At 74.7% G+C, this 20452-nt stretch carries 20 protein-coding genes and 1 tRNA gene; 10 read left to right on the top strand and 11 right to left on the bottom strand.

Features of this window, described 5'->3' with window-relative positions; all coding sequences use genetic code 11:
* Nucleotides 1–36: 36 nt before the first annotated feature.
* From VEW93_15530 to VEW93_15500, 7 genes are read right to left on the bottom strand one after another with little or no spacing between them, the layout of a single operon-like run.
* Entirely contained in the window at nt 37–1884 is a 1848-nt protein-coding gene (locus VEW93_15530; GenBank protein ID HYI63201.1) for a serine/threonine-protein kinase, read from the bottom strand.
* Complete coding sequence (locus VEW93_15525) at nt 1881–2285, bottom strand: hypothetical protein (GenBank protein ID HYI63200.1); 405 nt, start codon at nt 2283–2285, stop codon at nt 1881–1883. Before VEW93_15525 ends, VEW93_15530 begins: the two co-directional genes overlap by 4 nt.
* Nucleotides 2286–2292: 7 nt before the next feature.
* Nucleotides 2293–3279 carry a hypothetical protein gene (locus VEW93_15520; GenBank protein ID HYI63199.1) on the bottom strand — a complete coding sequence of 329 codons (987 nt, stop codon included), beginning with the start codon at nt 3277–3279 and terminating at the stop codon, nt 2293–2295.
* 2 nt (nt 3280–3281) lie between these two features.
* Nucleotides 3282–3545, bottom strand: coding sequence for a hypothetical protein (locus tag VEW93_15515; protein ID HYI63198.1), 264 nt, complete (start codon nt 3543–3545; stop codon nt 3282–3284).
* Nucleotides 3535–3801 (bottom strand): hypothetical protein, encoded by a 267-nt coding sequence (locus tag VEW93_15510; protein HYI63197.1) that lies wholly within the window; start codon nt 3799–3801, stop codon nt 3535–3537. The genes VEW93_15515 and VEW93_15510 overlap by 11 nt, the downstream gene beginning before the upstream one ends.
* 1 nt (nt 3802) lies before the next feature.
* A complete protein-coding gene (locus VEW93_15505; GenBank protein HYI63196.1) occupies nt 3803–6718 on the bottom strand; it encodes an FtsK/SpoIIIE domain-containing protein in 2916 nt (971 codons plus the stop codon).
* Nucleotides 6719–6773: 55 nt separating this feature from the next.
* Nucleotides 6774–7370 carry a hypothetical protein gene (locus tag VEW93_15500; GenBank protein ID HYI63195.1) on the bottom strand — a complete coding sequence of 199 codons (597 nt, stop codon included), beginning with the start codon at nt 7368–7370 and terminating at the stop codon, nt 6774–6776.
* A 270-nt stretch (nt 7371–7640) separates the two neighbouring features.
* Between VEW93_15500 and VEW93_15495 the strand changes: the two genes are divergently transcribed.
* The 4 genes from VEW93_15495 to bcp are packed head-to-tail and all read left to right on the top strand — an operon-like array spanning nt 7641 to nt 11175.
* Complete coding sequence (locus VEW93_15495; protein HYI63194.1) at nt 7641–9869, top strand: ATP-binding protein; 2229 nt, start codon at nt 7641–7643, stop codon at nt 9867–9869.
* A gap of 8 nt (nt 9870–9877) precedes the next feature.
* Nucleotides 9878–10264 (top strand): response regulator, encoded by a 387-nt coding sequence (locus tag VEW93_15490; protein ID HYI63193.1) that lies wholly within the window; start codon nt 9878–9880, stop codon nt 10262–10264.
* A gap of 24 nt (nt 10265–10288) precedes the next feature.
* Nucleotides 10289–10684 carry a globin gene (locus VEW93_15485; GenBank protein ID HYI63192.1) on the top strand — a complete coding sequence of 132 codons (396 nt, stop codon included), beginning with the start codon at nt 10289–10291 and terminating at the stop codon, nt 10682–10684.
* Between the two features lie 26 nt (nt 10685–10710).
* A complete protein-coding gene (gene bcp, locus VEW93_15480) occupies nt 10711–11175 on the top strand; it encodes a thioredoxin-dependent thiol peroxidase (GenBank protein HYI63191.1) in 465 nt (154 codons plus the stop codon).
* 10 nt (nt 11176–11185) lie between these two features.
* Here bcp and VEW93_15475 read toward each other — a convergent pair whose 3' ends face one another.
* From VEW93_15475 to VEW93_15465, 3 genes are all read right to left on the bottom strand, one after another.
* Nucleotides 11186–11344: a hypothetical protein gene (locus tag VEW93_15475; GenBank protein HYI63190.1), complete on the bottom strand. Its 159-nt coding sequence runs from the start codon at nt 11342–11344 to the stop codon at nt 11186–11188.
* A gap of 76 nt (nt 11345–11420) precedes the next feature.
* Nucleotides 11421–11504 (bottom strand) — tRNA-Leu (locus tag VEW93_15470).
* Nucleotides 11505–11583: 79 nt separating this feature from the next.
* Complete coding sequence (locus VEW93_15465; protein ID HYI63189.1) at nt 11584–13035, bottom strand: EamA family transporter; 1452 nt, start codon at nt 13033–13035, stop codon at nt 11584–11586.
* Nucleotides 13036–13088: 53 nt separating this feature from the next.
* On the opposite strand from VEW93_15465, the gene VEW93_15460 reads away from it, so the two are divergent.
* The 4 genes from VEW93_15460 to VEW93_15445 all read left to right on the top strand — a co-directional run bounded on the left by VEW93_15460 (nt 13089) and on the right by VEW93_15445 (nt 17287).
* Nucleotides 13089–13385 (top strand): hypothetical protein, encoded by a 297-nt coding sequence (locus VEW93_15460; protein HYI63188.1) that lies wholly within the window; start codon nt 13089–13091, stop codon nt 13383–13385.
* Nucleotides 13386–13455: 70 nt separating this feature from the next.
* On the top strand, nt 13456–14037 hold the full coding sequence (locus tag VEW93_15455; GenBank protein ID HYI63187.1) for a response regulator: 582 nt from the start codon (nt 13456–13458) through the stop codon (nt 14035–14037).
* 54 nt (nt 14038–14091) lie between these two features.
* Nucleotides 14092–16800, top strand: a complete 2709-nt coding sequence (polA, locus tag VEW93_15450) for a DNA polymerase I (protein HYI63186.1) — start codon at nt 14092–14094, stop codon at nt 16798–16800.
* Between the two features lie 136 nt (nt 16801–16936).
* Nucleotides 16937–17287 carry a hypothetical protein gene (locus VEW93_15445; GenBank protein HYI63185.1) on the top strand — a complete coding sequence of 117 codons (351 nt, stop codon included), beginning with the start codon at nt 16937–16939 and terminating at the stop codon, nt 17285–17287.
* 1 nt (nt 17288) lies between these two features.
* On the opposite strand, the gene VEW93_15440 is transcribed toward VEW93_15445, so the two are convergent.
* Complete coding sequence (locus VEW93_15440; protein ID HYI63184.1) at nt 17289–17984, bottom strand: hypothetical protein; 696 nt, start codon at nt 17982–17984, stop codon at nt 17289–17291.
* Nucleotides 17985–18042: 58 nt separating this feature from the next.
* On the opposite strand from VEW93_15440, the gene VEW93_15435 reads away from it, so the two are divergent.
* Together VEW93_15435 and rpsA are read left to right on the top strand one after the other, a co-directional pair.
* On the top strand, nt 18043–18786 hold the full coding sequence (locus VEW93_15435) for a class I SAM-dependent methyltransferase (GenBank protein HYI63183.1): 744 nt from the start codon (nt 18043–18045) through the stop codon (nt 18784–18786).
* Nucleotides 18787–18915: 129 nt separating this feature from the next.
* The gene (rpsA, locus tag VEW93_15430) at nt 18916–20424 is read left to right on the top strand and encodes a 30S ribosomal protein S1 (protein HYI63182.1); all 1509 of its coding nucleotides are present in this window, start codon (nt 18916–18918) and stop codon (nt 20422–20424) included.
* Nucleotides 20425–20452: the final 28 nt, after the last annotated feature.

Below are 20452 nucleotides of genomic sequence, written 5' to 3'. Positions count from 1 at the left end.
CGCACGTGGGGCCATGGCTGCGGGGGCCGGCCGCCTTCAGCTCTGCTTGCGAAGGCGGGTGATGGTGCCGGGGGTGTGGACGGTCAGGGTCTCCCCGTCCTCGCTCAGGGACATCTGGACGGTCGCCGGCAGGTCGATCGGAGGGTTGCACCGCCCAGCGACGTCGAAGGTGACATCGGCATCGTCGAAGTCCGAGTTGTGGTAGCGGCCCGAGCACTCCAGGCCCGTCGACCGTGACGTGAAGGTGCCCTCCATCGCCAGGCCGCTGGCGGTCGGCTCGAGCGCCACGGTCAGGGTCACGCCGGCGCCGGTGCCTTCCCATCGGCCCCGGTAGCGGCTGGTGGTGTCGCGGAGCTCGAAGAGGCTGCTGAGCAAGAAGATGAGGGGCACCACCAGCATGGCTGCCGACCACGCGTAGGCGACGGCGACGGCCAGCCGGCCCTTCGGTCGGGGTCGGCGCAGGCCGCCACCGACCCTGATCAACCGGAGGTGGGCCTGGATGGCGTACCCCAGCCCGATGGGGGCGCAGCAGAACGTGGCGGCCAGGAGGGAGCGCCACATCGACGACCTCACCTCGGGCCGGGGGCCGTCGTGCCAGGGGACGGGGCCGCCGTACGCCGGCACCGGGACCGGAGCCGGTCGGTGCACGGGAACGGGGACGGGAACCGGGAAGGTGCGGTCGTGGGTGGTCTGGCGGTGGGCGAAGGGCGCCCCGTACGGGTCCGGCTCGGTCGGCCTCGGCGGGGCCGGGTCGACAGCTCCCGGTGGCGGGGGGAGGGAGGCCAGGCGTTCCGACTCCTGCGCCGAGGACAGGACCGGCCCGGTGGGCGGAGGGGGGAAGGTCGGGGGCGGGGGAGGCGCGGGCGTCGCTGCCGCGGGAGGCGCCGGAGGGGCGGGGGGTGCGGGCGTGGCGTCCTCGACCGAGCCGGGGGGCTCGGTCGGTTCGACCACCGGGGGCGGGGCCACCGGTCCGGGCGCCGGTAGGCCCGGCCGGTAGGCGATGGTGGCTGGGGCCCCGCCCTCGGGTGCTTCCGCCGCCGCGCCGCCGGCCAGGGCGGCGGCGGCCTCCCGGAGCTCGGCCTGCAGCTCCTCGGCCGAGGCGGGCCGCCCCTCCGGCTCCCGGGCCATGGCCCGCTCGATGACCGACGCCAGCGGGCGCGGCACGTCGGGGGGGAGCGGCGGTGGCTGGGCCGACAGCACCCGGTGGATGACGGCCGCCGGGGATTCGTCGTCCTCCTCGGAGGCGTGGGCCGCTCGGCCCCGGGCCAACGTGTAGAGGGTGGCGCCGACGGCGTAGATGTCCGAGCCCGGGTCGGCCCTGGTGCCTTCCAGCAGCTCCGGAGCGGCGTAGAGCAACGTGCCGACGAACGACCCGCTGACCGAGCCGGTGCCGTCGGTCAGCGTGGCCACGCCGAAGTCGGCCAGCAGGGCCTCGCCCCGCCGTCCGACGAGGACGTTCTCGGGCTTGACGTCCCGGTGCACGATGCCGGCGTCGTGGGCGGCGGCCAGGGCGTCGGCCACCTGGAGGCCCACGGCCAGCACCGTGTCGGGAGGACAGGGGCCATCCTGGTCGACGCGGTCACCCCACGATCCTCCGGCGACGAGCTCCATGGCCAGGAAGGGGACCCCGGCCGGGGTGATGCCCCCATCGTGCAGGGCCACCACGTGGGGGTGCCAGGACAGGGTGCCGATGGTGCGGAGCTCGCTCCGGAAGCGCCGGGTCACGTCCGGGCTCAGCCCCGAGGTGGCCACCACCTTGAGCGCCACCCGCCGGTCGACGGACAGCTGCTGGGCCTCGTACACGGTGGCGAAGCCCCCCCGACCCAGCTCCCGGACGATCTCGTAGCCGGGGACCTCTGGGCGTCCCGCCTCGTCGCCGCTCACCGGGCGCTGCTCAGGATCGTGCGGGCCCGGGCCGTCTCGTCCCGGGCCAGGGCGGTGGCCAGGGACGAGCGGTTGGCGGCGCCGTCGGCCTCGGCACAGGCGGCCTGGGCCCGCTCTGCGCTGTCCCCTAGCTCCTGCAGCCAGGCCGCGGTGTCCCCCGCCCGGGCCGCCGCCACTTGAGCCTGAGCTTCGGCCTCGAGCTGGGCCCGGTGGGCGACGGCTAGGCCATCGGCCTGGTGGCGCGAGGCGGCGACGAACTGGCCGGCGAGGTCGTCATGGGGGTCGAGCCAGCGAGCGGAGACCTCCCGGGCGGCCGAGTCCCGCCAGACCGACGTCCCCTCGGATCGGAGGGCGCGCAGTCGCTCGGTCTGGCGGTCGGCGCTCCAGAGCTCGTCGTCCACGTCGGCCTCAGAGGTCGGGGGTGTCGTAGGCCCGGAGGGCGTCCATGCGGTCGCGCAGCTCGGAGCCCGCCCCCCGGAGGCGGTCGATGGCGCGACGCTGGGCCTCCCGCCCGCGGCGACCCTCGACCTCGGCGTCCTCGACGGCCTCGGTGGCGGCGGCGGCCTGGAGGGAGAGCGCAGCCACGGCCGCTCGCTCGCCCTCCAGTGCCTCCGAGGCGTGGCGGGCGCACCGGCTGGCCGACTCGGCCTCCTGGTGGGCGGTGTGGGCCCAGGAGGTGGCCTCCCCGGCCAGGACGACCGCCCGGCAGGCGGTGGCCACGCTGTCGCGGGCCACGTCGACGGCCCCGACCACCTCGGCGAGGACCCGTTCCAGGTGGGCCACCTGCTGCTGGGCTCGCTCCACCCGGGCCACGGCGCGGGCCAGCGCCCCGTGGGCCTGGGCCACCTCGTCCTCGGCCGTGGCCGCCCGGCGGGCGGGACCGGAGCAGTTGGGCAACTGCCCCTGGGGTCCCCGGGGGCCCCGCAGGCAGGCATTGAGCGCGGCCTGGGCCGCGGCCAGGTCGACCTGCGCTCGGCCCAGCCAGGCCTGGGCGGCACCATGCTCGACCCACGCCGCCTGCAGCTCCGCTCGGGCGTGGTTCAGCTGCTGCTCGACCTGCGCTCGTCGGGCCTCGGCCTCGCTCTCGGCCCGCTCGGCGTCGGCCAGGGCGGCAGCGGCCTCCACGGCCCCGCGGGCGGCGTGCTGGCTGGCGGTGGCCGCCCCCGCTTCGACCGAGGCGGCCGTGGCCACCCCTTGGCCCACGGCGTCGGCATCCTCCTCCAGGCGGTCCCCCCAGGATCGGGCTTGGGCGCGGGTGACGGCCACCCCCTCGGCGGTGTGGAGCTGGTCCCGCTCCGCGGCCGCCACCAGCTGGTGGGAGGTCCGGGCCCACTGCTGCATCTCCCCCTCCAGGCTCTCGAGGAAGCGCAGGACGTGGGCCGGGTCGAGCGCCACGGTCAGGCTCCCTGCAGGGCGGCGATGCGATCGCTCAGCACCAGGGTGATGGCGCGCACCGCCTCGTCGTAGGCCCCGAAGGCCTCGCGGCTGCGCCGTGACCGCTGGAGGAGCTCGTCGGCGGCCCGCCCGGCCACCGCCTCCCCCAGCATCGAGTAGGCCCGTTCCATCCCGTCCACCTGGCCGGCGAGCCGGAGGCGGTGGCGAGCGAGATCGTCGCGGAACTCGACCAGCACCCGCAGCAGGTGCTCCTCGTCAACGGCCATGGAGGTACCTGTGGAGGCGCCTGATGCGCTCGGTGATGAACCGCTCGAACGCCTCTGCGTCGTGGCGCAGGTAGTGGTCCACCGGGCCACGAGCCTCCTCGATGCGGGCGCCGAGGGTCCGGCGCACGGAGTCGTCCCACACCGTCACGGTCCCCTGGTAGCGGCGGTCGAGGTCGGCCAGGGCCCGCCGCAGCTCATCGTTGAAGTCCCGGAGCTCGTGGTCGAAGCGGCGCAGCGCCTCCAACTGGTCGTCCACGTCAGGCCGTCCCCCACCGGGCGAGCTGCTCGGTCACGGCGGTGACGTCGTCGACGATCGAGCCCGTCCCGTCGACGGCGAAGGCGGTGTAGGGCTTGAAGGGCATGGCCACGTTGGACTGCCGATCGAGGTACAGGGCGGTCACCGCCTGGCGGGCCCCGATCTCGCCGGCCGCCGAGGGCAGCTTGCTGGCTGCGCTGGACCGCAGCAGCTCGAAGGACTCGTCGTCGGACATCTGCAGGGCGACGCGATGGCGGAAGGCCTGGTTGAGGCCGGAGGTGCCGACCACCGCGGTCACCGCGCCCACGTAGGCGAAGCTGCACAGCGAGTGCACGCCCACCGGCGGGCCCTTGCCGAACACGAGCGAGAGCCGAGCCCCGAGCTCGCTCTCCGACGAGCCGTAGGCGTCCTCGACCTGGCGCAGGGCGTCGCAGCGGTCGAGGTCGTGGCCGACGAACACCAGGCTGGGGAGCTGGGCCACCTCGACCTCCGGCAACGCCCGCCGGCGCTCGACCTCGGCCGCCACCGACTCGACCAAGGCGGCCTGGGCCGCGGCGCTGTCTTCGATGGGGTCCCCGGGTGCCCCGCCCCCGGTGGGCCCCACCACCCGGGTCGGGTGACGGCCGTGGGCCAGGCGGGCCACCACATCGGTCAGCAGGGAGCTGTGGTCCGAGCCGGGGAAGCTCCGATCGAGCACGGCCAGCTCCAACCGCGAGGGGGGGTGGACCATGGCCATGACCGTGAGGGCGCCCAGCAGCATGCCGACGCGCTCCGGTTCGCTCGACCCCACCAGCAGCACGTTCTCGGCCGCGGCCCGGCGCAGCATGGCGCTGGTCTGCCCGTGGACGTCGAGGGCCCGGCCCAGGGCGGCCAGGACCGGTCGCTCGCCGGCCTGCCAGCGGTCGTGCCCGAGGCCCCCGGCCGAGCAGGGGCGCCGGGCCATGGTGGTGAGCTGCTCCTCGCTCGGCCACGTCGTCGCACCCTGGGCGCGCACCGCCATCGGGTGGTCACGCAGGCTCGGTGCCTGCCCACCGTGGAACACCACCGGCGGGCGGTACCGCCCGCCGTCCTCGGCCCGTTGGGCCAGGGTGGCGACCAGGGCGGTGACCTCGTCGTCGGTGATGAAGGCCACGCGCCCGGGGCGGTTGTGGCTGCCGCGGCCGCTCCGATCGTTGATCACCACCCGGCCACCGGTGGTGCAGGTGTCGATGACCAGCTTGCGCCCGGCGGCACCGCCGAAGAGGTCCACGGCCTCCAGCTCGGCCCGGTCGAGGGGCAGGGCCATGCGCAGGGCCACGTTGCCGTAGAACTTCCCCGGGTTGCGCAGGCCCGACGGCTGGAAGCTCTGCGACGCCACCAGGAGGTGGATGCCGTAGGCCCGGCCCTGGGCGGTGATGAGGCTGAGGAGGCGCATGCCCTCGTCCTCGCCGCCCTCCTGGAACACCTCCTGGAACTCGTCGATGGCGCACAGGATCCGGGGCAGGCGCCGCTCCGGACCTCCCCCGGCCCGGTAGTTGGCGAGGTCGTTGACGCCGGCGTCGGTGAAGAGCTTGGCCCGCCGGCCCATCTCCACCTCCAGCTCCGAGAGCACGCTGCGGGCCAGAGCCGGAGCGGTGTGGAGGGACACCACGCGGGCGTGGGGCAGGCCGCGGTAGGCCTCGAACTCCAGGCCGCTCTTGCCGTCGATGAGGTAGAAGCCCACCTCCTCGGGCGAGTAGCGGACGGCGAGGCCGCAGAGGAGGGCGTGGAGGAGGCGCGACTTGCCCTTGCCGGTCTGGCCGGCCACCACGCCGTGGCTGACTGCTTCGCCGTCGGCGTCCGTGCCGAAGGTGACGGAGATGGTGTCGTCGCCCGCGCCCCCCACGGCCAGGGGCGTGGTGATGCCACGGCTGGCGTCACCGGCCCAGATCTGGTCGGCCTGGACCCCGACCGCCTCGCCCCAGGTGACGGCCCGGGAGGCCGGCGCCGTCCGCTCGATCCCGTGGAGGTGCGCCTCGACCTCGGCGCCCACCGCGTCGAACCGGGTGGTGGTCTCGGCCGCCCCGGCGAGGGTGCCCTGCCGGGCCCCGACGTCGATGCGCGTCGAGGCGGTGAACGGGGCCCGGCGCACCGTGATGGGCAGCTCCTCGTCGAGGTGCCAGTGGACGATGACGTAGGTGCCCTTCTCGGGCCCGTCGTTGGCCGCCACGTCCAGGGCCTCGATCTCCCGCTCGCTGAGGCGGCTGGGGAACTCGCTGGCCACCACGAACTGCAGGCCGATGTCGAGCTGCTCCCGTTCGGGCAGGTCCTCGAAGGTGGGCCGGGTCGACGAGAGGTGCTCGGTGCCGATGCGCTCGATGCGGGCGGTGACCTCCTCCAGGGCGACCCGCACCTGGTCCCGGCTGCTGGCCGTCTTGGCCGTCAGGAGGGCCTTGGCCATGCGCACCAGGGGCCCGCCGCTGTGGGCCGGCTCGAGGAGCACGAAGGAGGCGCCTTCGCGAAAGGCGAGCGCCAGGCGGGCCACCAGGGACTGGAGCAGGGCCTCGGCCTGAGCCGCCTGCTCGGGGCCGCGGCTGGTGATGAGCAGGGAGCGGCCCGATCCCACCAGGCCCACGGTGTCGGCCACGTGGAGGTCATGGCCCGAGCGCCGGTCGAGGTGGGCGCCGACCCGGAGGCGGCCGCGGTCGCCTTCGCCCTGGGACCGGTCCCACCGGGACCAGGCCTCGTGGTCCCAGGCCAGGGCGTGGGGGGGCGAGAGCGCGCTCTCGAGGTGGGCCAGGTGCCGGTCCGCCTCCTCGACGGCGCTCCGGGCGGCACCGACCACCGCGGCCTGGGCCTCGGTGGCCACCGCCACCAGGCCCCCGAGGTGGCGGCGCTGCGCCACCAGGCGGTCCTCGATCGAGGCCAGGTCGGCGCGGAGGTGGTCGGCCTTGCCCATGGGCGGTGCTCCTAGGGGGTCGGGGCGGTGAGCGGCGCCGGTGGCGCCCCGCCGATCAGGCGAGGAGGGCGAGGAGGATGAGGAGGAGCAGGACCAGGGCGGCACCGGCCAGGATCAACTTGATCTGTAGCGCCAGTGCGGCCCGGCCGGCGTCGGCGAGGCGCGCCGCCACCGCATCCCGGTGGGAGGTGAGGGAGAGGAGGGTGCTCTCCCCGGATCGGAGTTCCTCGAGCGCCCGGTGCAGCTCGGTGGCGGGATCGGCCCCAGGCCGGCGGAGCGGGGCCGCGGCCGCGGCCCCGCTCCCGTGGGTGGCGGCGAAGCGGGCCAGCGGTTCGGCCACCGAGCTGGCCCAGTCGAGGACGGCCACCGCCGTGGCTCGGGCCACCAGGGTGCGACCGGTGGGGCTGCCGGGGTCCACGACGTCCTCAGCCGGGGGTGGCGGGTCTTGCGGGATGAGGGGGGAGCGGCCCGTTGAGGTGGCTGCGGTCGGGCGGGAGGCCTCCGTGGTGTCGGAGGGCGGGTGGCCGGAGAACGCCGCGGGCGGGTACCAGCGGCCGTCGGAGGCCTGCCACCACCCGGCGGAGGCGTCCGGGGGGTACCAGTTGCCATCCGAGGCCTGCCACCACCCGGCACCGGAGGACATGTAGCTCATGGACCCCTCCCATCGGCCACTGTGAGGGCCTTCCGTGCCTGGGCACCGACCCCTGCCCGGGACCCTAGCCGAGCCCCTGTCAACGTCACGACCGCTCTGCGTAGGCCGGTCGGCACATCTTCACGCGCGGTGCTCATGTCGGCCTGACCACGGCCGATGGGGGTCCAGCCGGGATCCGATCTGGTGGAAGGGCTGCTGATGGGAGGGCGATCACACCTCCGCGACACGACGAGGGGGCGGCCGGGTCGTTCGGCGCGCCACCGGCGGGACGTGGCCCTCGACGACGCCGCCCGATCCCTCGAGTCGGCCCGCACCCGCATCCTCGACGAGACGCAGGGCATCCAGGTCACCCCCTCGATGGCGGTGCGGGGGGCCCTGGCCCTGGTCCTCATGGCCGTCCTCCTGCGCTGGAGCACCGGCCGCGACCTCCGGGACGTGGCCCAGGTGCTGGTGGCCCTGGCCGCCGGGGTGGCCTGCGTGGTGGCCGCCCGGCGTCACACCGGGCGGGCCCGCCTGGCCTGGTGGCTGCTGGCCCTGGGCGCCGGCCTGTGGGCCGCGGGTCGGGCCGGCTGGTCGTTCCAGGGGACGCCCCGTCCCGAGGTCGGGGCCGGAGCCTCCTCCGCCGACGTCGGGAGCCTGGCCGCCGCCCTGGGCACCCTGGCCGGCGTGCTGCTCCTGGTGGACGGGCCGACCCGTCCCGTGACCCGGGTCCGGGCCCTCCTCGAGGGCATCATGATCGGGTCCTGCACCTTGTTCGTCAGCTGGATGCTGGTGTTCCGGGCCACGTTCGAGTCCTCGGCCCTGACCCCGCCGCTGGAGCGCACCGTCCTGCTGGCCCAGCCCCTGCTCCACATCGCGGTGGTCTCGGTGCTGCTGGCCTCCTCGACCCGGGTGCCCCGGAGCCGGTCGCAGTGGTGGGTCCCGCTGGCCCTGGGGCTGGGGGCCGTGGTCGTGGCCGACGCCGCCTTCGCCCACATCAGCCCGCTCAGCCCCTTCGCCGAGATCCGCTACGACGACGTGGGCCGGGTGGGCGGCTTCGCCCTGGTCATCGTGGCCGCGGCCCGGTCCCTGGCCCCCGGGCCCGACACGGCCCCCACCGGCCGTCGCAACCGCCTGCTCACCGCCGTGCCCAGCGTCTCGGCGGTGGCCGTGCTGGCCGGCGCCGGGGCCTACCGGCTCACCGGCCAGCAGCTCGACCCCGCCCTGGTGTGGATCGCCCTGGGGGTGCTGTGCCTCAGCGTGGCCCTCCACCTGGTGGTGATCCTGGAGAGCGACCAGCTCAGCGCCGAGCTGTCCACCGCCCACGACGAGGCCATCCAGGCCTCCATCACCAAGTCGCACTTCCTGGCCACCGTGAGCCACGAGATCCGCACCCCGATGAACGCGGTGATCGGCCTCACCGGCCTGCTCCTCGACTCCGACCTCGACGCCGAGCAGCGGGAGATGGCCATCGGCGTGTCCATCTCGGCCGAGGGGCTCCTGGGCCTCATCAACGACCTGCTGGACTTCTCCAAGATCGAGGCCGAGAAGCTGGAGCTGGAGGAGATCGACCTCGACCTCGAGGACCTGGTGGGCGAGGTGGCCATGATCGTGGCCGAGAGCGCCCACCGGAAGGGCCTGGAGGTCATCGCCTACTGCGACCCCGACCTCAACAGCCGCCGCCGGGGCGACCCGTTGCGGCTCCGCCAGATCCTGTTGAACCTGGCCTCCAACGCGGTGAAGTTCACCGACCGGGGCACGGTGGTGATCCGGGCCCGGCGGGGCGAGGCCGATCCCGACTCGGTGGCCTTCGAGGTCACCGACACCGGCTGCGGCATCCCCGAGGGCGAGCGCAGCCGCCTGTTCGAGCCGTTCTCCCAGCTCGACGGCTCGACCACCCGCACCCACGGGGGCACCGGCCTGGGCCTGGCCATCGTCAAGCGCCTCACCGTCCTGCTGGGCGGGACCATCCACGTCGAGAGCGAGGAGGGGGCCGGCACCACCTTCCGGGTCACCTTCCCGCTGCCGGGGGGCCTGCAGCCCGACGTCGAGGCCCGGCTGTCGGACCTCGTCGGCCTGCGGGCCCTGGTGGTCGAGGGCAACGCCGTCACCCGCACCGTGCTGGCCCACACCCTCCACTCGTGGGGGTTCGTGGTCGACCAGGCCGCCACCGGCGAGGACGCCCTGGAGCTCTACGGGCGCACGACCGGCCGCTACGCCCTGGCCCTGATCGAGTACCAGCTCGACGGCATGGACGGCGTCCGCCTGGGCCAGGTCCTGCGGGCCCAGGACCCGCGGGCCGAGACCGTCGTCCTGCTCCTCACCTCGGACCCCAACGTGTCGCGCCGTGCCGCCCACGAGGCCGGCATCCACTCGGTGCTGGTCAAGCCTGTCCGCAACACCTACCTGCTCCGTCGGATCATCGACACCCTGGTCGACCCCAAGGGTGCCGATCCGCGGAGCGCCACCGACGTCACCGGAGTCCTGGTGGACGCCGGCCCACCGAAAGGACCCTTCTGATGCCGACCGTGTTGCTCGTCGATGACAACCGGCTCAACCAGCTCGTCGCGGCCGGGACGCTCAAGCGCCTGAACTACGCGACCGAGATCGTGAGCTCGGGGGCCAAGGCGGTGGAGGCCTGCTCCCAGCGCACCTACGACGCCGTGCTCATGGACATCATGATGCCCGGCATGGACGGCTTCGAGGCCACGGCCCGCATCCGGGCCCTGGACCAGAGCCGCAGCGACCGCTACCACACGCCGGTCATCGGGGTCAGCGCCCGGGCCCTCGACGGCGACCGGGAGCACGCCCTGGCCGCCGGCCTCGACGACTACCTGACCAAGCCCATCCGGGAGGACGAGCTCAAGGCCACCCTGCAGCGGTGGATCTTCCCCATGCCGGTGGCCGAGGCCTGAGCGCGCCCTCCTAGCCTCGGGGGGATGGCTGCGTCCCCCGAGCCCGAGCCGGGAACCCTGTACGAGGCGGTGGGCGGCCGCCCGTTCTTCGACCGGCTGGCCCGCCGCTTCTACGAGGGTGTCGAGAGCGACCCCGTGCTGCGGCCCCTGTACCCCGAGGACCTCAGCGGGCCCCGCGAGCACACGGCGGGGTTCCTGGCCCAGTACTGGGGGGGCGGGACGGCCCACTACTCCGACACCAGGGGCCACCCCCGCCTGCGGATGCGCCACGCCCCCTTCGCCATCGGGGCGGCCGAGGCCCGGGCCTGGTACGGGCACATGGAGGCCGCGGTGCGGGCCGAGGCCCTGCCCGCCGAGCGGGAGGACGCCCTGCTGTCCTACTTCGCCTCGGCCGCCGCCCACCTGGTGAACGTGCCCTGATGGCCGGTCTGGCACGCTGTCCGGCCATGGCTCCCCAACCCGGCACCCCCGCCCCCCCGATCGCCCTCCTGGACCAGCGGGGGGAGCAGGTCGCGTTGGCCGACCACGCCGGCCACCCGGTCCTCGTGTACTTCTACCCGAAGGCCGACACCCCGGGCTGCACCACCCAGTCCTGTGGCCTGCGCGACGTGGCCGGCGAGATCGGCGACACGGCCGTCATCGGGATCAGCCCCGACCTGCCGGCCAAGCTGGCCCGCTTCGACGAGAAGTACGGGCTGGGCTTCACCCTCCTCTCCGACCCCGACCACGAGGTGGCCGAGAGCTACGGCGTGTGGGGCGAGAAGAAGCTCTACGGCAAGGCCTACATGGGGATCATCCGCTCCGCCTTCCTGATCGGGGCGGACGGGGCCGTGCTGGCGGCCTGGCCCAAGATCTCCCCCAAGGACACGCCCACCAAGCTCCTGCGGGCCCTGAAGGATCTCCCGGCCTGACCGCCCGGCCTCAGCCGCCGCCCAGGCCCAGGCGCTCGCCGTCGCGCCGCTCGACGTCGTTGATGACCCGGTCCCGGGCCAGGGCCACCGCGGCCAGGGCCGCGCCCAGGAGCACCACGCGCCGGAGCCGGCGCACGACGGGCGTCGTCAGGGCGGCGGGACCGGGCATGGGGCCGAATCTACGGGACCCGGGCCCCGGCCCGGCAGCGGGTTCCGGTGGGACCGGCCCCCGCGGCCGGTCCCCGTGCCCGGAGCGGGGATCGAACCCGCATGTCCTCGCGGACAGAGGATTTTGAGTCCTCCGCGTCAGCCAATTGCGCCATCCGGGCCAGCGGGCCGAGCGTAGCCCTGGGGCGGGCGGTGCCGGGCGGTGCAAGGCCGGGACGGGGACGACCGGCGACCGGCCGGCTAGCCGTGGGCCGGCCCGCGGTCGACGTGGTCGGCGGTGAAGCGCCGGAGGGTGGCCACGTCCACCTCGGGGCAGGACTGCTTGGTGACCCAGGCCGTGGCCACCACCACCGCCCCTTCGGGTAGATCCGGGGCGGGGGCGACGACCACGCCCTCGCCGGCCAGGGCCTCCACCGCGTCCCGGGCCGTGGCGTCCAGGCCCGTGTGCTGGAGCAGGACGCCGCCCTCCTCCAGCAGGCCCACCTGAACCTCGGGGGCCAGCGGGGTGTCGCGCACGTCGGTGGTCGAGGGGGTGGCCAGGTGGGGGCCGGAGGTGGGGGGATCGGTCCGGTACTCGACGGCCCCCGCCCCCGGCAGCACGTGCACCGACCGGCGATCCAGCGGCTCCCTCCGCACCGGCCCGCAGGCGGTGTCGCCGTCGCTCCCTCCGGCCCCGCAGCCGGCCAGGGCCGTGGTCGCGGCCAGGGCCAGGACCACCCCGGTCCCCAGGGCCCGGCGCCGGGCCGGGGGGACCGGCCCCGCCGGCGGGGGAGGGGCCGCGTCGGGCAGGGGGAGCGGCGCCGACCGGCCCGAGGGCGGCCCGGTGGGGTCGGCGGGTGGCTGGCGGGCCCGGGTGACCAGGGCCACCGAGGCGGCGATGACCGCCCCTCCGACCAGCGTCCGCACGCCGACCCGCTCGTCGAGCACCACCGCCCCGACGCCCAGGGCCACCACCGGGATGACGTAGGTGCACAGCGAGGCCACCGTCGCCCCCAGCTCGGCGATGATCCGGAAGCTGAGGACGTAGGCCACCCCCGTGCCCACCAGCCCCAGCATCACCAGGGAGCCGATCTGGCGGGGTCCGGGCATGGTGCCGTGGCTCACCGAGGTGGCCACCGCCACCGGGGCCAGCAGGACGGTGGCCCCCAGGACCTGGCCGGTCGCCGCCACCACGGCCGGCAGGCCCATGAGGTGGCGGGCGGCCCAGCAGAAGGTCAACCCGTAGAAGAGGCCGGCCACCACCGGGGCGGCGACGGCCAGGGCCTCGGTGCCGGCCAGGTCGGAGCGGCCGACGCCGGCCACCACGCCCACCCCGACCAGGCCCACGGCCAGGCCGGCCACCACTTGGGGCCGCAGCCGCTCGCGCAGCAGGGGGACGGCCAGGCCGGCGGTGAACAGGGGCGTGCTGGCGTTGAGCACGGCGGTCAGGCCGGAGGCGATGTGCTGCTCGCCCCAGGCCAGCAGGCTGAAGGGCACGGCCGAGCCCGTCGCCCCCACCACCAGGAAGTGCCCCAGGGACCGGCGGTCGCGCGGCAGCGTCAGGCCCTGGAGGCGCACCACGGCCAGCAGGGCCGCGGCCCCCAGGAGGCACCGGCCCCAGGCCACCGCGGTGGGCGTCAGGTCCTGGCCCGCCACCTTGATGAACAGGAACGACCACCCCCAGATGAAGCTGAGGGCCAGGAGGCGGGGCACCCCGGCATCCTGCCGTCCCGGGGCCGTGGCCGGCACCTCTAGACTCCGCCGGCATGGCCCGGGTCCTCGTCGAACGTCGTCTGCGCGACGTGGCGACCCGGCTGAAGCGCCTGCGGCAGGAGCTGGTCGTCACCGACGAGCAGCTCCTGCAGCTGGCCGACGAGGCCGACGACGCCCGCATCCGGGCCCTGGTGTCGGAGACCCCCATGGCCGAGCACGACCACCACGAGTCGGAGGGCCACGCCGCGGCCATGCGTCGCCACCGGGCCGCGGTGGCCGAGGAGATCACCCGCCTGGAGCAGGTGCAGGACGAGCTGCTCGACCGGTTCCAGGCCGGCCGGTCCTCGTGACCGGACCCCCCGGCCCCGGCGCCGCCCCGGCCCACCCCACCCGCCCGACCGACGACCAGGGGAGCCGACGATGCCGACCCGTGTGGTGATCGCCGAGGACGAGGCCATCATCCGCCTCGACCTGTCCGAGACCCTCCGCGAGGAGGGCTACGAGGTGGTGGCCGAGACCGGGCGGGGCGACGACGCGGTGCGCCTCGTCCGCGAGCACCGGCCCGACATCGCCATCCTGGACATCAAGATGCCGGGCCTGGACGGGCTCTCGGCGGCCCGGGAGATCGCCGGCGAGCGCATCGCCGCCGTCCTCATCCTCACCGCCTTCAGCCAGCGCGACCTGATCGAGCGGGCCCGCGACGCCGGGGCCCTCGGCTACCTGGTCAAGCCGTTCCAGAAGGCCGAGCTGCTCCCGGCCATCGAGGTGGCCCTGGGCCGCTTCCGGGAGATGAAGGCCCTCCACGACCAGGCCACCTCCCTGGAGGAGCAGCTGGAGAGCCGCAAGGCCGTCGACCGGGCCAAGGGCCGGCTCATGGACGACCACGGCCTGACCGAGGGGGCGGCCTTCTCCTTCATCCAGAAGACGGCGATGCGGGAGCGGCGCACCATGCGGGCCGTGGCCGACGACGTGCTGGCCGGGGCCCTCGCCCCCCAGGCCTGAGCGCCCACCCCGGGCGTCCCACCCCTCCCGCCGGCCTCCTAGGGTGAGGCCCGCATGGCCCTGATGCTGATCGACGGGAACTCACTGATCTACCGCGCCTTCTTCGCGCTCCCGCCCGACCTCACCACCGTCTCCGGCCAGGTCACCAACGCCGTGTTCGGCTTCACCTCCATGCTGGTGAACCTGCTGCGCGACCACCGCCCCGACGGCATCGTGGTGGCCTTCGACCGCCCCGAGCCCACGTTCCGCCACGAGATGGTCCCCAGCTACAAGGCGGGTCGCTCCGAGGCCCCGGACATCCTGCGCCAGCAGTTCCCGCTGGTCCGCCAGGTCATCGACACCCTCGAGCTCCCCACCCTGGAGCAGGCCGGGGTCGAGGCCGACGACATCATCGCCACCCTGGCCACCCGGGCCCGCGACGCCGGGCGCGACGTCCTCATCGTCACCGGCGACCGCGACGCCTACCAGCTGGTCGAGGACCCCCACGTCAAGGTGCTCTACAACCGCCGGGGGGTGTCGGACTACGTCCTCTACGACGAGGCCGGCATCGAGGAGCGCACCGGGGTCCGGCCCGAGCTCTACGTGCTGTACGCCGCCCTGCGGGGCGACCCGTCGGACAACCTGCCCGGCGTGCCCGGGGTGGGGGAGAAGCGGGCCGCCGGCCTCATCAACGCCCACCCGGACCTGGACGAGCTGTTCGCCCACGTCGGCGACCAGACCCCCAAGCTGCGCGAGAACCTGGCGGCCCACGAGGCCCAGGTCCGCTCCAACGCCGAGATGATCGTGCTCCGGCGCGACGTCCAGCTCGACGTGGAGCTGGACGACCTGGTCATGGGCGACCCCGACACCGACGAGGTCAAGCGGCTGTTCGAGTTCCTGGAGTTCCGCTCGCTGTGGGACCGCCTGGTCGAGGCCCTGGGCTCGGACCTGGGGAGCCTGGGCAGCGAGTCCACGGTGCTGGAGGCCCACGTCGAGGAGGTCGACGGCGAGGAGGCCGCGGTGGGCCGGCTGGCCGAGCTGGCCGCGGTGGGCGACCGGCCGCTGGCCGCCGCCGCTGCCTTCGCCGCCGCCCCGACCTGGTCCTCCGACCCGGTCGGCCTGGCCCTGGTGGTCGACGCCGAGGCCCACGAGGTGCTGTGGCTGCCGGCCCCCCTGCTGCGGGCCGAGCGGGTGCGGGCCGCCCTGGCCGACACCCTCAGCACCCGGCCGGTGGCCGGGCACGACGCCAAGCCCCTGCTGCGGTGGCTGGCCCGCACCGACCCGGCCCAGCGCCTGGCCACCGAGGTCACCCACCTGGCCCTGGACACCGCCCTGGCCGCCTACCTGCTCGACCCGGCCGAGGGCCGCTACGACCTCGACCCCCTCCTGGCCCGCTACGCCCACGCCAGCCTGGCCCGGGACGACGACGAGGTGCCCGACGGCCAGCTGGCCTTCGGCCACGAGGAGGTCGACCTCGACGCCCAGGCGGCCCGGGCCGCCTGCCGCACCGCCCTGGGGGTGGCCCACCTGGTCGAGCCCCTGATGGAGGTCCTCGACGCCCAGCGCCTGCGGATGCTCCACGACGGCATCGAGGCCCCCATGGTCGGGGTGCTGGCCGACATGGAGATCGTCGGCGTGGGCGTCGACCGCGACGGCCTGACCGCCATCAGCGCCCGCATGCGGGCCGAGGTGGAGCGGCTCCAGGAGGCCATCTGGGCCGATGCCGGCATGGAGTTCAAGGTCAACTCCACCCCCCAGCTGCGCGAGGTGCTGTTCGACAAGCTGGGCCTGGCCCCCCAGCGCAAGACCAAGACGGGCTACAGCACCGCGGCCCAGAGCCTGGAGAAGCTGCGGGGTCAGCACCCCATCATCGACAACCTCCTGGCCTACCGGGAGGTGGAGAAGCTGCGCTCCACCTACGGCGAGGGCCTGCTGGCCGAGATCGGCCCCGACGGGCGCATCCACGCCACCTTCAACCAGACCGTGGCCCGCACCGGACGGCTCTCCTCCGACGCCCCCAACCTGCACAACATCCCGGTCCGCTCCGAGCAGGGCCGGGCCTTTCGCACCGTGTTCGTGCCGGCCCCGGGCTGCCAGCTCCTGGTGGCCGACTACAACCAGATCGAGTTGCGCTGCATCGCCCACCTGGCCGACGACCCCGGCCTGATCGCCGCCTTCACAGGGGGCGAGGACATCCACACCTCCACCGCGGCCCGGATCTTCTCGGTCGATCCCGACGCCGTGACCTCCACCCAGCGGGCCAAGGCCAAGATGGTCAGCTACGGCCTGGCCTACGGCATGGAGGCCTACGGGCTCTCGCAGCGCCTGTCCATCTCGGTGGAGGAGGCCCGGGCCTTCCTGAACGCCTACTTCGAGGCCTTCCCGGCGGTGAAGGACTACATGGACCGGACGGTGGCCGAGGCCCGGGGGCGGGGCTACACCGAGACCCTGTTCGGCCGGCGCCGGCCCATCCCCGAGCTGCTCTCCGGCAACCGGGGGATCCGCATGGCCGGCGAGCGCCAGGCCATGAACGCCGGCATCCAGGGCCTGGCCGCCGACATCTTCAAGGTGGCCCTGGTGCGGCTGGACGCCGCCCTGGCCGCCCGCGAGGCCGAGAGCCGGCTCATCCTCCAGGTCCACGACGAGGTCATCCTCGAGGTGCCGCCCGAGGAGCAGGACGACATCGGCCCGCTCACCACCGAGGTCATGCGCACCGCCGCCGACCTGCGGGTGCCGCTGGAGGTCAACCTGGCCTTCGGCGCCAGCTGGGCCGAGGCCAAGTAGGACACCGGCGCCCCGCGCCGCCACCCAGGGAGGACCGATGCCCGCACGCCGACGCCGCCGACCCGGAGGGGTCGAGCCGACCCCCGACCTCGCCACACGCCAGGGCCGTCGCACGGCCCAGCACTCGGCGGCCAGGGTGTTCGCCGACCGCCAGCAGGCGGAGCGGGACGAGCAGAGCCGCCGGGCCCGGGAGCGCAACGAGGCCCGCCTCCGGGAGCGGCGCCACGAGGAGCTGGTCGAGGCCAAGGAGCGGGCCGCGGCCCGGCTGAAGGACGTGCGGCGCCGGGGCCTGCCCGGGGCGGTGCGGATCGAGGCCGAGGAGGCCTACCGGGCCGCCCTCGACGCCCTGCTGCGCGACGAGCAGGGCCTGCCCCCGGTCGACGAGGCCGAGGCCCCGGACGACGGGGCGGCGGCGGCCGAGCCCGCCGGGGAGCCGGAGGCCGAGCCCGCCGAGGACCAGCCGGCCGAGGGCGAGCCGCCGGCCTGACCTACTGGTCCAGGCCGTCCAGGATCGGGGTGTCCTCCAACCGTCGGAGGACCAGCGCGGCCCCGTCGGTGTCGATGGTGACCTCGTCACCGGCACAGGCCACCTCGGCCTCGCCCTCGGGTGAGAACAGGTCGGCCAGCTCGTCCAGCGGCACCGGCCCGAAGTTCCCCCCCTCCACGGTGGCCGTGGCCGTCCCGTCGGCCTCGTCCACCTCGAAGCGGACCTCGTCCTCGTCGCTCTCGGTGTAGCTGCCGATCAGGGCCCCGGCCACGGCCAGGGTCCCGGTGACACCCGGCGCGACCTCGATGTCGAGCTTGCCCCCCTCGGTCCCGCCCATGACCCAGGTGCCCTCCTCGGGGACGGCCAGGTGCAGCGAGGTGCCGGTGGCGGTGATGGTCTCGCTGCCGGACAGGCCGGGGATGTCGCCCTGGCTCTCCACCGTGACCACCTCCATCTCGCCCTCCAGGCAGGCCACGCCGACGGCCTCCTCGTCGGGGCCCGGTCCGCCGGGCTCGTCCTCGCCGGTGGAGGTCGGCCCCTCGGTGGTGGTGGATCCGGTCGTGGTGGTCGGCCCGGTGGTCGTGGTGGACCCGGTGGTGGTGGTCGTGGCCTCGGCGCCGTCCCCGTCGTCGCCGCAGGCGGCCGCGGCGGCCAGCAGGAGCAGGACGGTGGCGGTGACGGTCAGCGTGCGGCGCATGGGCTGACTGTCTAGCGCCGGAGCGGTCCCGGGGGGGCCCGGAGGCCACCATGGTCGGATGAGCCACGATCACTGGTTCGAGGACCTGGCCGAGCACATGGGGGCCACCTACCTGCGGTACTCCTTCACCAAGGGCACCGAGCAGGAGGTGGGGTTCCTGGCCGGGGCCCTGGCGCTGGAGCCGGGCATGCGGGTGCTGGACGTGGGCTGCGGGCCCGGGCGCCACGCCCACGCCCTGGGCCGGCAGGGCATCGAGGTGCACGGCGTCGACATCAGCGAGCGGTTCGTGGAGGTGGCCCGCCGGGATGCCCCGCCGGGGGTCACCTTCAGCCGCCAGGATGCCCGTGACCTGCGCTTCGAGGCCGACTTCGACGCCGCCATCTCGCTGTGCCAGGGGGCCTTCGGCCTCCAGGGCGGCCCGGCCGGGGAGGGGGCCGCGGCCCTGGGGGAGCCCACCAGCGACGCCCCCGTGCTGGCCGGGATGGCCCGGGCCCTGCGCCCCGGGGGCCGGTTGGCGGTGTCGGCCTTCTCGTCGTACTTCCAGGTCCGCCACCTGGGGGAGAGCACCTTCGACGCCGATGCCGGGGTGGCCCACGAGCGCACCGCCATCCGCGACGACGCCGGCGTCGAGGCCGAGGTCGACCTGTGGACCACCTGCTTCACCCCCCGGGAGCTGCGCCTGCTGGCCCGCGGGGCCGGCCTCGAGCCCCTGCACGTGTGGTCGGTGGAGCCGGGCCGCTACGCCGCCCGCCCCCCCGATCTGGAGCACCCCGAGCACCTGCTGGTGGCCCGGCGTCCCTGAGGGCCGGCCATTTCGGGGCGGCCGGCCGGCCGGGTAGCCTGACGCCCCTGTGCGCCCGCCGGGCGCCCGGCCCCGCGTGCGTTGGCACCGGTGCCGCCCCCGACTCCCTGCCCGACGAGAAGAGCCTCCGTGTCCGACCAGACCACCCTCACCGCCGATCCCACCGACGCCGTCGAGGAGTACGTGCCCCGCACGATCGCCTTCGACGACCTGGAGATCGACTTCGACGCCGCCGTCGACGCCTCGATGGTCAGCGTGGAGGACGGGCAGATCGTCGAGGGCAAGATCGTCAAGGTCGACAAGGACGAGGTCCTGCTGGACATCGGCTACAAGACCGAGGGCGTCATCCCCAGCCGTGAGCTGTCGATCCGCAACGACGTGGATCCCTCCGAGATCGTCTCCTACGGCGACCGGATCGAGGCCCTGGTCCTGACCAAGGAGGACAAGGACGGCCGCCTGGTCCTGTCCAAGAAGCGGGCCCAGTACGAGCGGGCCTGGGGCGACATCGAGGCCACCAAGGAGCGCGACGGCGTGGTCACCGGCCCGGTCATCGAGGTGGTCAAGGGCGGCCTGATCCTCGACATCGGCCTCCGGGGCTTCCTGCCCGCCTCCCTGGTGGAGCTGCGCCGGGTCCGGGACCTGCAGCCGTACGTGGGCAAGGAGCTCACGGCCAAGATCATCGAGCTGGACAAGAACCGCAACAACGTGGTGCTGTCCCGCCGGGCCTGGCTGGAGGAGACCCAGAAGGAGCAGCGCGAGGAGTTCCTCGACAACCTGAAGCCGGGCGAGGTCCGCAAGGGCGTCGTGTCCAGCGTGGTCAACTTCGGTGCCTTCGTGGACCTGGGCGGCATGGACGGCCTGATCCACGTCTCCGAGCTGTCGTGGAAGCACGTCGACCACCCCGGCTCGGTGGTGGCCGTGGGCGACGAGGTCAGCGTGCAGGTGCTCGACGTCGATCGTGACCGCGAGCGCATCAGCCTGTCGCTCAAGGCCACCCAGCAGGATCCGTGGCAGGAGTTCGCCACCTCCCACCGGGTGGGCGAGCTGGTCTACGGGCGGGTCACCAAGCTGGTGCCGTTCGGGGCGTTCGTCCAGGTCGGCGACGGCATCGAGGGCCTGGTCCACATCTCGGAGATGTCGGCCCACCACGTCGACCTGCCCGAGCAGGTGGTCACCCCGGGCGAGGAGCTGTGGGTCAAGATCATCGACCTCGACCTCCAGCGCCGGCGGATCAGCCTGTCGATCAAGCAGGCCGCCGAGGGCGGCGTGGTCTCGGCCGAGTACCAGGAGCACTTCGGCGAGCACGCCTACGACAACGAGGGCAACTACATCGGCGCCGAGTGGGCCGAGGACCCGGCGGTGGAGGAGGCCTGGGCCGAGTACGAGGCCGAGCAGGGCTTCGCCACCGGTGAGGCCCCGGTGGCCGAGGGCGAGCCGCCCGCCGTCGTGGCCGACGCCGCCTCCGAGGAGGCCCCGGCCGCCACCGACGCTCCCGCCGAGGAGGCTCCGGCCGCCGCCGACGATGCACCGGCCGGTGCCGATGCTGTCGCCGAGGAGGCTCCGGTCGCCGCCGACGCTCCCGCCGAGGAGGCGCCCGGCGACCCGGCGGAGACCCCGGCTGACCAGCCCGAGGGCTGAGCCCCCGGCAAGTTCTCCGCCGAAACCC

The organism is Acidimicrobiales bacterium (assembly GCA_035630295.1).
In the GTDB taxonomy this organism is placed as follows: Bacteria; Actinomycetota; Acidimicrobiia; order Acidimicrobiales; family Iamiaceae; genus Iamia.
The sequence above is the reverse complement of the archived record's forward strand: the minus strand, read 5'-3'. Positions and strand labels throughout refer to the sequence as shown.